Source organism: Pelolinea submarina (genome assembly GCF_003966975.1).
Taxonomy (GTDB): Bacteria; Chloroflexota; Anaerolineae; order Anaerolineales; family Anaerolineaceae; genus Pelolinea; species Pelolinea submarina.
This window is the reverse complement of the sequence record NZ_AP018437.1, coordinates 1,602,486-1,617,030: the sequence shown is the minus strand read 5'-3', so window position 1 is coordinate 1,617,030 and position 14,545 is coordinate 1,602,486. Positions and strand designations below refer to the sequence as shown.

The 14,545-nt window shown below is 51.2% G+C and carries 11 protein-coding genes; 7 read left to right on the top strand and 4 right to left on the bottom strand.

Going from position 1 to position 14,545, the window contains the following annotated elements; genetic code table 11:
• Window positions 1-4 precede the first annotated feature (4 nt).
• From Pelsub_RS07035 to Pelsub_RS07020, 4 genes are all read right to left on the bottom strand, one after another.
• Window positions 5-1,018 carry a DNA cytosine methyltransferase gene (locus tag Pelsub_RS07035; protein WP_116224433.1) on the bottom strand — a complete coding sequence of 338 codons (1,014 nt, stop codon included), beginning with the start codon at window positions 1,016-1,018 and terminating at the stop codon, window positions 5-7.
• Window positions 1,019-1,197: 179 nt separating this feature from the next.
• Window positions 1,198-2,370 (bottom strand): MFS transporter, encoded by a 1,173-nt coding sequence (locus Pelsub_RS07030; protein ID WP_116224434.1) that lies wholly within the window; start codon window positions 2,368-2,370, stop codon window positions 1,198-1,200.
• Window positions 2,371-2,372: 2 nt separating this feature from the next.
• The gene (locus tag Pelsub_RS07025; RefSeq protein ID WP_116224435.1) at window positions 2,373-4,964 is read right to left on the bottom strand and encodes a PEP/pyruvate-binding domain-containing protein; all 2,592 of its coding nucleotides are present in this window, start codon (window positions 4,962-4,964) and stop codon (window positions 2,373-2,375) included.
• Between the two features lie 16 nt (window positions 4,965-4,980).
• Window positions 4,981-5,574, bottom strand: a complete 594-nt coding sequence (locus tag Pelsub_RS07020; protein ID WP_116224436.1) for a TetR/AcrR family transcriptional regulator — start codon at window positions 5,572-5,574, stop codon at window positions 4,981-4,983.
• A 234-nt stretch (window positions 5,575-5,808) separates the two neighbouring features.
• On the opposite strand from Pelsub_RS07020, the gene Pelsub_RS07015 reads away from it, so the two are divergent.
• From Pelsub_RS07015 to moaA, 7 genes are all read left to right on the top strand, one after another.
• The gene (locus Pelsub_RS07015) at window positions 5,809-6,585 is read left to right on the top strand and encodes a hypothetical protein (protein WP_116224437.1); all 777 of its coding nucleotides are present in this window, start codon (window positions 5,809-5,811) and stop codon (window positions 6,583-6,585) included.
• Between the two features lie 75 nt (window positions 6,586-6,660).
• Window positions 6,661-7,428 carry a hypothetical protein gene (locus tag Pelsub_RS07010; protein ID WP_116224438.1) on the top strand — a complete coding sequence of 256 codons (768 nt, stop codon included), beginning with the start codon at window positions 6,661-6,663 and terminating at the stop codon, window positions 7,426-7,428.
• Window positions 7,429-7,628: 200 nt separating this feature from the next.
• Window positions 7,629-9,797, top strand: coding sequence for an ATP-binding protein (locus tag Pelsub_RS07005; RefSeq protein ID WP_116224439.1), 2,169 nt, complete (start codon window positions 7,629-7,631; stop codon window positions 9,795-9,797).
• A gap of 191 nt (window positions 9,798-9,988) precedes the next feature.
• A complete protein-coding gene (locus Pelsub_RS07000; protein WP_116224440.1) occupies window positions 9,989-11,197 on the top strand; it encodes a molybdopterin molybdotransferase MoeA in 1,209 nt (402 codons plus the stop codon).
• A gap of 2 nt (window positions 11,198-11,199) precedes the next feature.
• A complete protein-coding gene (locus Pelsub_RS06995) occupies window positions 11,200-13,119 on the top strand; it encodes a molybdopterin biosynthesis protein (RefSeq protein WP_116224441.1) in 1,920 nt (639 codons plus the stop codon).
• Window positions 13,110-13,589, top strand: coding sequence for a cyclic pyranopterin monophosphate synthase MoaC (gene moaC, locus Pelsub_RS06990; protein WP_116224442.1), 480 nt, complete (start codon window positions 13,110-13,112; stop codon window positions 13,587-13,589). The genes Pelsub_RS06995 and moaC overlap by 10 nt, the downstream gene beginning before the upstream one ends.
• 5 nt (window positions 13,590-13,594) lie before the next feature.
• Window positions 13,595-14,542 carry a GTP 3',8-cyclase MoaA gene (moaA, locus tag Pelsub_RS06985; RefSeq protein WP_158675021.1) on the top strand — a complete coding sequence of 316 codons (948 nt, stop codon included), beginning with the start codon at window positions 13,595-13,597 and terminating at the stop codon, window positions 14,540-14,542.
• Window positions 14,543-14,545: the final 3 nt, after the last annotated feature.

Sequence of the window (14,545 nt, the reverse complement as noted above, 5' to 3'; positions counted from 1 at the left end):
TACCTTAAATCAGCATGTTTTTTACTGCTCTAGCAATTGCTTGAGCTAATTGTACTGGAATTGCATTTCCTATTTGTCTTGCAATTGAAGTCTTTGATCCTGTAAATATAAATTCGTCAGGAAAGCCTTGTAAACGTGCAGCTTCACGATGAGTAATAGGTCTATTTGCTTCTGGATGTAGATATCTCCCTTTTTCAGGTTTGAAAAATTCCGTGCGAATTGTTACGCTTGGGCGATCCCACCATAAACGACCGAAAAGATCTGTTCCCCCGGAAGTTTTTCTAATCCAGCAATCTGGCATTAGTTCTATGGGAAGATCCCATCTGTTTCCACCTGGAGGTATATGTTTATATCTTTCGATAGATTTCGAAGTTGGGTTTCTCCGAAAATGTAAATCATCATCAGTAGGTTCCAGAGGTAAATCGCCTATTGCTTCTCGAACTGTACGCCATTTCTGAATTTCAGGAGTGATTTCAGAATATTTTTCTGGATCAATATGAGTTTGTAGCGGAAAAATTAATTTTCCAGTTTTTGATGCCATAATAATTGTTCTCATTCTTTTTTGGAAGGATCCATAATCAGCCGCATTTAATATTCTTCCATCTACTATATAACCGAGTGCACTTAATGCATCAATTATATTTTTACCTTCATCAGATTTAAGTAATGGGGGTACATTTTCAACTACAACACATTTTGGTTCTTGCTGCTCTACTACTCTAATAAATTGCTTCCATAATTGATTCCTTGGATCATCTTCCTTGTGCGAACCTAAATTACTAAACCCCTGACAAGGTGGTCCTCCAATTACTACCTCGGTTTTTGGAAAATTCTCAATATCAGAAATATCTCCGCAGACACAATGGTTTCCGAAGTTTATATTGTATGTGACACAACAATCTTTATTATTATCATTTGCAAATACTGAAATGAAACCTTCTTTTTGAAATCCAACGGAAAAGCCACCCGCACCCGAAAATAAATCAATAAAAGTAAATCTCTTTCTAATTGCTGCCATGTTTTCTTCCAATTTCATAATTATTATTTTGAGAAATTCTCGAAAGATTCATATTTATACTTTATTACAACCTATATCATAGCACATAATTTCTAATAAGGCAAAACCCATAGCTAATATTACAAATTTCAATTAAACCAAGAATACAATAATTTACCTTTTTATGTGTAATTAAATCACTAGGGGTCATTTCGAACCGACAACACACTCACCACCCACCCAATCGCTAACATGACTGCCCCGCTGTAGAAAGCAAAATTCATATTCACGTCGTACAGATAACCACCCCACAGCGGGCCCAGCACGCGCCCCAGGCTGATCATGGCGTTGTTGACACCCATCAGCGCACCCTGGTGCTCCCCGCCGTAGCGCGAGATGCTGGCGTTCAGGCTGGGACTGAGCAGCGAGAGGGTCAGCATGATGAAAGCCAGCGCTCCCATCAACTGCACGAAGCTGCCGGCTTGTGCCACCAGCACAAAACCCAGCACCCCGCCCAGCAAGCTGACACGGATCAGCCGGTTTTCGCCCACTCGCTTCGACAGCCAACCGACCATTCCACCCTGCACCACAATCATGGTCACGCCCATCACCATCCACACCGCGCTGACCTGGGTCGTGTCGGCGTTCAGTTTATCCACCGCGTACAAGCCAATCATGTTCTGCAGGTTGGCCAGCCCGAAGCTGATGATCAGGATCAGCACCAGCAGCGCGCCAGCTGGTCCGCGCAGCACATCGCGGTACTGCGGCAGCATGCCGGCAAAAGGCGTGCGCGCCTTCGCCGCGTCCGACGGCTCAGGCCTGGATTCGGGCAGCAGGATCAGCACCAGCAGAAAGGCCAGAAAAGCCAGCCCCGCGCCCACGAAGAAAGGCAGCGAGAGCGAATCGGTGGAGAGCAGCCCGCCCAACAGCGGGCCCAGAATGACCCCCAGGCCGATCATGGCGCCCAATTGGCCCATGCTTTTAGGCTTGTCATCGGGGGAAGCATTGTCCCCCACAAAAGCCATCGCCGTGGGCGTGGTGGCTGAGGACAGCACACCTGAAAGCGAGCGCGCGATGAACAGCACCGTGAAGGATTTCGCCAGTCCGAACATGAAGAAGGCCAGGGCATAGCCCAGCACACCCACCGCCAGGATGGGTTTGCGCCCAAAACGATCGGATAGCACACCCCAAATCGGCGCGCAGATTAACTGCATGAAGGAGTAGCTGGCCATCATCCAGCCGAATTCCTTGCCGCCCACACCGAACTTCTCAATATAGAAGGGCAGCATGGGCATGGCAATGCCGTAGCCCAACATGACCACCAGCAGGGTGAAGGACAGGATGAACAGGCTCTTGCGCCCGGATGTCTGCATGACTAATCCAGTAATGTAACCAACCCGGCGTCGCCATCTACGGTGATGGTTTGGCCGTCGCGGATCATGCGTGTGCCTATGCTGGTGGCCAGCACGGCCGGGATGCCGTACTCGCGCGCGACAATCGAACTGTGGCTGAGCGGGCCGCCGATGTCGGTTACCACCGCGGAAGCCATGGTGAAGAGCGGCGTCCAGGCCGGCGAAGTGGTCGGCGCTACCAGGATGTCGCCCGGCTGCATGCGTCCGAAGTCCTCGGGGCCGAACAGCACGCGCGCCGTACCAGTCACGCAGCCGGCCGAAGCCGCCACGCCTCTCACTTCATGGTCGTTCTCGCCCTGGCGCGCCCACGGGATCATCTTGGCGAAGGGCGAATCCAGCGGCAGCACCGCCGGCGGGCGCAATTGCATGTACGCCTTCCAGAGTGCCTTGCGCTCCGGCACTTTGGCGCTCAGGTCGGGCAGCTGCGCGCTTTTTTCCAGGTCACCGGCCAGGGCCACGACCTCGTCCCGGTAAAGCCAGTAGATATCGTCGGCTTGGGCAATGACGCCCTGCTTCGCGAAGCGGCCGCCCAGTTCATTCAGGTATCGGCGCACAATCGTGTGGCCCAATCCCAGGTCGGCCAGCGAATCTTCACGCGCCGGGGCGGAGCGTAATGTCCACTCGTAGATCTTGCGGATCCAGCGGCGCGGGAAAAAATGCCAGCGCCTCAGGATACCATCCATGGTGAGGCGGCGCAGCTCATCCGCTTCACGCTGGCGCTCATACGGATTGCTGCCCTTGCCTTCCAAATAAACTTTGAGCGAATCCAGCAGCAGCTCCGGCAGCTCGGCCGGGGCGGGATTGGCAAAATCAAACTCATAGGCTGTACGGCCATATGTGCGCAGGTACTCCTGCAGGCGCTGCTGGAACTCGGTCCAATCCGCCGTGCTGCCTTTTATTGGCCAGTTGCCTTGTGCCAGTTTTTCAGACAATTCCTCCGACGGGGTACGCAGAACTACTTCACGCAGGTCCTTGTGCTCTCCTACCCATTGGGCCAGATCATAGAGGGATTTCTCAGTGCGCAGGGCAATCGAATCCAGGCCTAACAGCAATTGGCTGGCCTCCGGGTCACCCGGACGCTTGACGGACTTGTAGATGCGCGTAAAGATCATTTCGCTGGTGGTGGCCGCCGGCAGCGTGCCGGACTGGATCACGGTGTAATACTTTCCGGCTGCGTACAGCATGGCGTACACACCCGCCAGGATCTCAGCCGGTTTCAATTTCGCAGGATCTTTGGCTTCCCAATCGGCTACGATCCCGGCCAATTCCGCGCGCACAACCTCCCAGCGTTCGGTGCCTTTGGACATCATCAAACTGAAATTTTTGATGGAAACCACAATCATCTCCCAGATAAAGGCTGGGGTCAGTTTATAGGTCATGTAAACATACCCATTGAAGACCTTGTACATATATTGGGCTTCCGCCAGGCGCATGTTCATCGAACTGGCCAGTTCATCGACCGAATCGTTGATGGCATCCAGGCCCAGGCTGCCGAACAACGGTGTGGCCGCATTGGGCAGGTGCTCGGCCAGGCTGCTGCGGATGTAATTAGACTTGGGATCCGGCAGGGTCCAGTTCGGTCTAATGGTTTTCTGCGCAGCACCCTTGGCCGCGCTCGTTACCGGCCGCGCCTGCAGTATGTAGAAGTGATCCCCCGCCCAGGCCCACTCAATATCCTGGGGCATCTGGTAGAACGCCTCGATCCGGCGCGCCAGGCCAACCAGGTCCGCCACCTGCGCGTCGGACAGCACGCGTGCCTTGCGTTTGCGGCCCTTGATGACCTTATCCTGGGTGCCTTTGGCGGTGCGCACGGTCATAATGGCTTTTTCGGCAACTTCGTAATTCTCGACCTGTCCGCTGGCCTTATCCGCGCTGATCGTGTCAGGAGAGACCATTCCGCTGACGATCGCCTCGCCCAATCCCCAGGCAGCGTTGATGACCACTTCGTCCGGGTCGCCGTTCACCGGGTTGACGGTAAACAGGATGCCGGCCGCTTCCGCGTTTACCAGCTCCTGCACCACCACTGCCAAAGCCAGACCGTTTTGGTCCACCTTGTTTTTCAGGCGGTAAGCGATGGCACGAGCGGTCCACAGGGATGCCCAGCACTTTTTGACCGCCTGCAGCACGGCTTCCCCGCCGTGGATGTTGAGGTAGGTCTCCTGTTGGCCGGCGAAGGAAGCGTCCGGCAGGTCCTCGGCTGTGGCGGAAGAACGCACCGCTACGGGTTGGTTCTTTCCACCCAATTCCAGATAACGTTCAATAATGGCTATGCGCAAGTCGTCCGGGATGGTGCCCGCGGAGAAAAGCGCGGCGATCGCGCGCGCGGCACCCTCCAGGGCAGCCGGTTCATCCGGCTTTAAGCCCTGCAAAGCCTGTTGGATGCCCTCCTGTAAGTGGTTCTCCGTCACAAAGCGGCGGTAAGCCGCGGTAGTGACGTGAAAGCCGTCCGGCACCGGCAACCCGGCCCGCGCCAATTTAGCCAGCGACAGGCCTTTTCCGCCCACCTGCTCCAGGGTGGCGGACTCCGCATTCAAAGATAAAATCAAGGAACTCATCTCAACCTCCTATAAATTACTTTTGAATACCATTCATAAAAATATCCAGGATCTCCTGCATCATCACTTGAGGGGCGCCGGTTGGGCGCGAGGTATACACTACCGGTATGATCGTGTTGATTAACATACGCGCCGCTACCAGCGGATCCACTTCCCGAAAGATGCCCTGCTGGATACCTTGCTCGATTAACCCGCGCAGCATATCCTGATACATATAACGGCCCTGCTGAGCGCGCTGCTGGTTCTCGCTGCTCATGCGGCGCCCTTCATACGAGAACAGGTAGAACAGTTTTTTATTCTCCACAATGTATTCCAGATGCATCTCGATGATCTGGCGCAGACGCACTTCCGGAGAAAGCGGTAATGCGTTAATGCGCCTGGCGTTATTCAATACGTTTTCCAGCGCTTCTTCCATCACAAAAATCAGAATGTCTTCTTTGTTTCCGAAGTAATCATACAGAGATGATTTGCCCATCCCCGCCAGTTCAGCGATCTCGCGCATGGAAGTCTCTACAAATCCTTTTTCGATAAATGTATCCAGCGCCGCTTCGAATATCTCGTGGCGGCGGTGGTTTTGTTCATCCGTTGTCAGCACAATTCCCTTGGGCATGCTTGCTCCTTGTTTTTATAGCGAACGCTGGTCGCTTCTATATCATTATTATAGCGAACGCTGGTCGCTTTGTCAACCGAATTAAACCTTAAATATTTTTCTTGAAAATAACAGTGGAATTGATCCAGGCGGTATACTTGAATAAAGTTAATTATTCGTCGGGGAATCCGAAACAGTGAAGACTAAGTATCGATTGATCATTTCAACTGAATCTCTTACAGGAGGGATCCTTCAATGAAAAAAGCCCTTTATCCAATCCTCATTTTCGCAGCAACCCTGCTGCTCATCTCCGCGCGGAACCTGGACGCTTCGTTGCGCACAATTGCGCTGTCCGCCACACCAACCGCATCCCCTGCCCCCGCAGAAGAAGCAGGCAGCGAGCCAAACCTGTACGCGGGCTGGGATTACGCGGCCATGGACGCCGCGATCCCCATGTTCCACGATGGCTCCCATCCCCTCATGAAAGAAAGTTTGGAAGCGGATGTTGAGGATTACTTGCATCATGATCCTGATTTTTCCTTCTATTATTACCAATTCACTAAGCAAGGCATTGACGCATATGGTTCGGTTGCGCCGATGGATTTCTGGGGCCTTCCTTTTGAGGAGGTTTGCGACAGTACAAATGAGGACATCCTTGACCCGGACCTGTTTATGGCATTTCTTGACGCCCGCTACCCTGCCTTCGTGGAAGACTATGGCAGTTGGGATGAAAGCGCGTTCTACGACACCGTCCTCTTCATCAGTAAGGAGACTGACGAATACGGGGATTACACCGCCATCTGGCCCAAGGACGGCGGCCTGACCATCGTTGAAGCGGACGGCAGTGTGCAATACTTCTATGCGGATCCGGCCGAATGGAGCGAGCCGCTGGATTGGGAAACATTGTCACCTGATGAACAGGAGCTGGCCGGCCAGGGCTTCACCATGATCTGGCGCGGGTTGGGCGAGGACGGCGAAAGCGTCGGCCGCGCTGACTATCACGATCTGGAGACTTTCTTGGGGATAGAATAGAATTTAAAAGGACATCCCTGTGAGGGCCATTGGATTGAGTGTATCCGCAGATAAATAATTATGTGGAGGGTATTAATGAAGATCAGCTACCGTCGCTATACAGCCATTCCCGCTGGAATACTTTTCTTTTTTGTCAGCGCCTTTATCAGCCCAGCCGCTCTGCAAACTGCGGCGCCCACTCCGGATGAAGCGGGAGAAGAAGCTCCGCAGATTTACGCGGGCTGGACTTACGAAGACATGGATGCGGCCGTCCCAATGTTTCATGACGGTACCTACCCGCTGTTGAAAGATGGGCTGGAAGCAGCGGTGAAGAGCTACCAGGTTGAAATACCTCCCTTCAATTTCTGCTATTTGCAATTCACATCGCAAGTTTATAACGTATACGCTTCAGTTTGCCCGATGGATTTCGGCGGCGGAGCATATGAAGATGTGTGCTCAGACACATCGCCTATGATCCTCGACCCGGATCTATTTCAGAAATTCATGAACGCGCGTTACCCGCATTTTGTGGAAGTTGACGAAAGCTGGGATAAGAACGAACTTTACGAAACCGTTCTGTACCTCACCACCGAAAGCGACGAGTATGGAGAATACACGGCTTTTTGGCCCAAGGACGGCGGCCTGACCATCGTTGAAGCGGACGGCAGTGTGAAATACTTCTACGCTGATCCGGCCGAATGGAGCGAGCCGCTGGATTGGGAAACACTGTCACCTGATGAACAGGAGCTGGTCAGCCTGGGTTACACCATGATTTGGCGCGGGCTGGGTGAGGACGGCGCCAGCGTCGGGCGTGCGAATTACCACAACCTGGAAGCATTCCTGGGAATGGAAGAGGAAGAATAAATACGATTTTTTGAATCCATTTCAAATTGTTATTGAAAGAAAATTTATTTTTCACCTAGAAAAAAATCTATTTCATATTAATTATTAATAGGCCTTTTTTTGTAATTTATTGTTTTTATTAGATGCGTTTCGCTTTCACAAAATGATTTCTTTATGGTTTATAGCCACTACAACAACGGTTCTTAAAATGGGAGGATAAAATGAGAGAATTAATTATTGATTTAGAAAATTGTCATGGAATTAGAAAATTACAGAAGAGATTCGATTTCTCTACAAAAAATGTATTCGCGATTTACGCACCTAATGGCTCGATGAAAACGTCATTTGCTAATACATTTAAAGACATTACTAATGAGGAAGAATCGAAAGATTATGTGTATCCTTCCAGAATAAGCAAAAGGATTGTGAAAGACGAGAATGGCAATGATTTAACAAAGGAAGATATTTTCGTAATTCCACCATATGATGAATTTTTTGATAGATCAGAAAAAACATCATTATTACTAGTAAATGATAAATTACGACGCGAATATGAAAATCTATACTCTGAGATTGACAAAGCAAAGGATTTATTACTAAATGCATTACAAGAACTCTCAGGTTCAAAGAAAGATATTGAGAAGGAAATATCCCTAGCTTTTATGGATAATGAGAATGATTTTTATAAAGCTATTATCACAATCAAGGATGAAATCCTTTCACAAACAGATATTCGTTTCTCAAATATTTTGTATGATGTAATTTTTGATGAAAAAGTTTTACAGTTTCTGAATTCAAAAGAGACTAGGCAAGCTATTGAAAATTATATAAAAAAATATAACGAACTTCTCTCTAATTCTAAATACTTTCAAAAAGGTACTTTCAATTATTACAATGGTTCTACAATATGTAAAAGCCTTGATAGTAATGGTTTTTTTTCAGCGAACCATTCTTTATTATTGAATGGAGATAAGAGAATTGAAATACAAAACGCCAAACAATTAAGTGAATTGATTGATAAAGAGAAGGAAAATATATCGAAGGACAAAGAACTACGAAAAAAGTTTGCAGATATCGAAAAACTAATTTCCAGAAATCAAAATACTCGTGCATTTGAAGCGTATTTAGAAGATCATGAAGAGTTATTACCATTTTTAAATGATATTGAAAAATTTAGAAAAGAGATTTGGAAATGCTACTTCAGGGTAAATATTGAACTATATAAAGATTTATTGAAAAAACTGATTTCTTCAGAAAAAAGAAAAGGCGAAATTGAAGAAATTGCCAAGAATCAAAGAACGCAATGGGAAGAAGTAATTAATATTTTTAACAAAAGATTTTTTGTTCCATTCACACTAAAAGCGAAAAATCGGATTTCAGTAATACTAGGTCAAGAAAATTCTCTACACCTAGAATTTTCTTTTAAAGATGATCCGGAATCAGCTGAAGTAAAAATCGAAAAGAGTGATCTAATTAACGTATTAAGTGCTGGGGAGAAAAAAGCACTTTATATATTAAATATAATATTTGAAATAGAAACAAGGAAAAAAACAAATCAAGAGACTTTATTCATCGTTGATGACATTGCAGACTCATTCGATTATAAGAATAAATATGCAATTATTCAGTATTTACAAGATATTAGTCTAGAACCGTATTTTAGAGAAATCATTCTTACTCATAATTTTGATTTCTTCCGAACAGTCCAAAGTAGATTTGTCTGTTATTCAAATTGCTTAATGGTGGTAAAAAAACACGGCACAATTGAACTTCAAGGAGCAGTCGGGGTAAAAAATGTATTCGTAAACGACTGGAAGCCAAACTTTTTTAATAATAACAAGAAAAAGATAGCATCCATCCCATTTCTCAGGAATCTAATTGAATACCTTGATGGAGATAAAAATTTTGATTACTCACTCCTGACATCATTACTTCATTGGAAGAATGACACTAATAACATTTGTATTGAAGATCTGGATAAGATATATAACAGATTATTCTCTACAAATGGAACCTCCACAAATAAAGGGGTATTTGTTGTAACCTGTATCTATGAAACGGCAGATGGATGTCTCTCTGATCCAATATGTCTAAATCTTGAAAACAAAGTGATTCTTTCAATTGCGATTCGATTACTGGCTGAAAAGCACATGATAGAGAAGATATCAGATGATAATTTTGTGCGTAACATCAGTTCAAACCAAACACCAACATTACTGGATAAGTACAAAGATTTATATCCAGCTAACAATACAGAAATTTCAGTCATCCAAAACGTTATTCTTATGACACCAGAGAATATCCACTTAAATTCATTTATGTATGAACCAATTCTTGATATGTCAGAGGATCATCTACGATCTTTATATGCAGAAGTAAAAGCTTTGTAAATTATTGCGCTCTATTTTATTTACGCGTAGCCAATAATTATAAAAATATATAAATATAGGGAAAGGATTAGGGGTGAAGGTAGAGCCGCCCCTTCCTATCAGATTATAGTCATTCATCAACTGACTTTCGCCTCTTCCATCACACTTCCTGTATATAATAAGTTTCAGAGTCTTACTAAGGAGAATCCTTTATGCTGCATGTCAGCAGTATCGCGGAAGTGAATGACCTGATCGCGCAGCGCTTTGGTGAATTAAGCAGCGGCGCGGAAGACGTGCCGCTTTCCCAAGCCCTCGGACGCGCATTGGCTGCGGACGTGACCGCGACCGAATTTGTTCCCAACTTCAACCGTTCCACGGTGGACGGCTACGCGGTGATCGCCGCGGACGTGTTCGGCTGCTCCGAGTCCATCCCCTCCCTGCTGACGCTGGCGGGCGAGTCGCACATGGGCCAGCCCTTGACCATCCAACTGCAGAAAGGCCAGTGCGTTTACGTGCCCACCGGCGCGGAACTGCCGGCCAACGCGGACGCCATGGTCATGCTGGAGAACGCCGACGATTTCCACGATGGCACCATCGCCATCTACAAGCCGGCCGCGCCGGGCGCCAACCTGATCTACCGCGGTGACGACGTCAAACCCGGCCAGGTTGTACTGCCCGCCGGGTTGCGCCTGACAGCCGCCGACATCGGCGCGCTGGCCGCCCTGGGCAGCACGCAGGTCAGCGTGGCGCGCGCGCCGCGCGTGGCCATACTCTCCACCGGCGATGAGCTGGTGGCAGCCGGCCAGACGCTACAAGCCGGGCAGATCCGCGACGTGAACGCGCCTATGCTGGCTGCGGCAGTCAGCGCCGCCGGCGGCATTCCCGATCCACGCGGCATCCTGCACGACGAGCAAGCCGTCATCCAGGCCGCTGTTGACGCCGCCATGGATAGCTGCGACATGCTGCTGATTTCCGGCGGCACTTCTGTAGGCGTAAAAGATGCCATTCCGGCCGTGATCAGCGCGTTGGGTGAATTATTAGTTCACGGCGTGGCTGCCAAGCCCGGCAAGCCGACCATTCTGGGTGAGATCCGCGGCAAGCCGGTTTTCGGCCTGCCCGGCAACCCGGTGGCAGCCTATTTCATGTTCCACATGCTGGCCCGTCCGCTGCTCTTGCGCATGCAGGGCGCGCAAACCGAGGATCGCCATGTGAGCGCCCCGTTGGCACGCGCGGTCTCCTCCAACCATGGGCGCGAAGAATTCGTGCCGGTCGCGCTCAGTGAGGAGCGCGTACACCCCATTGCCAGCAAATCCGGCCTGATCACCACGCTGGCCGGCGCGGACGGATTCATCCGCATCCCGCGCGACTGCGAAGGCTTGAGCCGGGATGAGCTTGTCGAAGTAACTCTATTCAAGAGGTAACTATGCCCTTCCAATATTTAACCAATTTCCCGCTGGATGACGCCGTACAGACCTATCTGGACGCGTTGAACACCCATGGGTTGTCCTATAAAACCGAAGAAATCCCCATCGGCCTGGCACTCGGCCGCATCACCTCGCGGGCTGTTTATGCCAGGATCTGCGCCCCGCATTACAACGCCTGCGCCATGGACGGCATCGCCTTAAGCGCGCGCATCACCTTCGGCGCCACCGAGACCACTCCAGTGCGCTTGCAGGAAAGCGATTTCGTGCGCGTGGACACCGGCGATCCGCTGCCGGCCGGCTGCGACGCGGTGGTGATGATCGAGGATGTCATCGAAGAGGACGGCCAGGTCAGCCTGTACGCGGCTGCCGCGCCCTGGCAGCACGTGCGCCAGATCGGAGAGGACATCAGCGCGGGCGATATGATTCTGCCATCCTTCACAGAAGTAACCCCGGCCGGTATGGGTGCCATGCTGGCAGCGGGCGTGATGAAACTGGAAACAGTCAAGCAGCCGGTGGTCGGCATCATCCCCACCGGGGACGAAATCGTCCCGCCTACCGAGCACCCGGGCGAGGGCGACATCATTGAATTCAACTCGACCATATTTTCAAGCATGCTGACGCAGTGGGGCTGCCTGCCCAGGGTTTACCCAATCGTCAAAGACCGCCTGTCAGAAATCGAAGCATTGCTCCGTAAAGCGGTGGATGAGTGCGACGCGGTCATTCTGAACGCCGGTTCTTCAGCCGGCAGCGAAGATTACTCCGCGCAGGCCATACGCAGTATCGGCGAAGTCGTGTTGCACGGCATTGCCATTAAACCCGGCAAGCCGGCCGTGCTGGGCCTGGCCCAAAATTCGTCACAAGCCGGCCTGGTGCCGGTGCTGGGCGTGCCCGGCTACCCGGTGTCCGGCATCCTGGTGCTGGAGCACGTTTTCAAACCCGTGCTGCAGCAGCTCACCTGCCGCCAACCCGAAAAAATCGAACATGTACAGGCGGTTGTTTCACGCCGCCTGAATTCCTCGCTGAAATACCGTGAATTCATCCGTGCCCGTCTGGGGCTGGTCAACGGCAAGACCGTGGCCGTGCCGCTCAACCGCGGCGCGGGTGTGGTCAGCTCCTTCGTCAAAGCCGACGGCATTATCGATATCCCGCAGGATATGGAAGGTTACGAGGCCGGTCAAAGCGTGGACGTGCGCCTGCTGCACAGCCTGGACGAGATCGCGCGCATGCTGGTCATCACCGGCAGCCACGATCCGCTGCTGGACGAGGTGGCCGACATCATGCGCCGCACCTGGCGGGACAGCCTGGTAGCCTCATCGCACGTAGGCAGCATGGGCGGCATCATGGCCGTCAAACGCGGAGAAGCCCATCTGGGCGGTATTCATCTTTTGGATGAAGCCAGCGGCACTTACAATATTCCTTATTTGAAGAAATATTTCCCAGAAGGCGGTGTGGTGCTGGTGGAATGCGTAGAACGTATCCAGGGGCTGATGGTTGCGCCCGGCAATCCCAAGGGCATTCAGGGTTTTGCCGACCTGCCGCGCCTGTCCTACGTCAACCGCCAAAAGGGCAGCGGTACGCGCATCCTGTGCGACTATTTGGCAAAAGAGAACCACCTGGATACTGCGCAGATCAACGGGTATGAACGCGAGGAGTTCACCCACACGGCCGTGGCCGCCGCGGTGGCCTCCGGTACTGCCGATGCGGGCATGGGCATCCTGTCCGCCGCACGCATCTACGGGTTGGAATTCATCCCGATCTGCCCCGAACAATACGATTTATTGATTGCCGAGGACGCGCTGCAATTAGAAGCGGTACAGCGCTTGTTGGAAGTATTGAAAGGGCCTGAATTTGCCGAACGGTTGAAGAAATTAGGCGGTTATACCCTAAATAAACCGGGAGAGGTGAGACCATGGAATTAACACATTTGGACGGCGAAGGACAAGCCTTTATGGTAGACGTTGGCGGGAAGGAAATGACCGAACGCGTAGCTGTAGCAGCGGCGCTGGTCAAAATGAAACCGGAAACGTTGGAGCTGATTCTGGCCGGGAACATCAAGAAAGGTGATGTGTTTGCCAGCGCGCGCATCGCAGGTATCATGGCCGCCAAGCGCACGCCCGACCTGATTCCGCTGTGCCACCCCATCCCGCTCACCAGCGCAGCGGTGGAAGTAAAGCCCCAAAAACCGGACGCGGTGGAAATCATTGTTACAGTAAAATGCAGGTATACTACCGGTGTAGAAATGGAAGCGTTGACCGCTGCCAGCGTAGCCGCGCTGACCATCTACGATATGTGCAAGGCAGTTGACCGCGGTATGGAAATCACATGCCTGCGCCTGCTCAGCAAGAGCGGTGGGAGATCGGGTGAATATCACCGCACTGAAACGGAGTAATTACATTGATCGATCAATTCGGACGAGACATATCCTATTTGCGGCTTTCCATTACGGAACGCTGCACCCTGCGCTGCGACTACTGTAGAGCCGGTGAAGGCATCTGCCCGCGCCGCGAGGAATTGAAAGCCAAAGATTTCATCCGCATCGCGCAGGCCTGCGCCAAGCTGGGCATCCGCAAGATCCGCCTGACCGGCGGAGAACCGCTGCTGCGTAAGGACCTGATTGAGATCATCCAGGGTCTGGCCGCCATTGAAGGTATCCAGGAACTGACCATGACCACCAATGCCCAGATGCTGCCGGGGCAGGCACGCGCACTGAAAGCGGCCGGGTTAAACCGTATCAACATCAGTCTGGATTCGCTAAAAGCCGCACGGTATTTCGAAATGACCAGAGGCGATTTGAACCAGGTATTGGCCGGTATCGATGACGCCCTGCACGCAGACCTGCAGCCGGTCCGCATCAACGCGGTACTGGTGCATGGCCGCAACGATGACGAAGTGGATAATTTCATTGCCCTCACACGCGACAAACCGCTGGAGGTGCGTTTCATCGAGCTAATGCCGATCGGTGCATTGGGCCAGGATGAAAGCATGCGTGTCAGCAATGACAAGCTGCTGGCTAAGCGCCCCTGGCTGCAGCCCATCCCCCCACGCTTTCCCGGACAGGTTGCCCGCGATTATGCTGTGGAAGGGTATCAGGGCCGTGTTGGCTTCATCAGCCCGGTATCGCACCAATTCTGCACAGACTGCAACCGCATTCGCGTGATGAGCGACGGCATGCTGCGCCCTTGCCTGGGCAATAATTTGGAATATCCTCTGAAAGAAGCCTTGGCAAAAGGCGATGATGCTTTGATGGAAGTCATCCGCCATGCCATCGAACACAAACCCGCGGGGCACCAGTTCCACCAGGGATTCCTCTCGGAAAAGAATATGAGCCGTATAGGAGGCTGACCC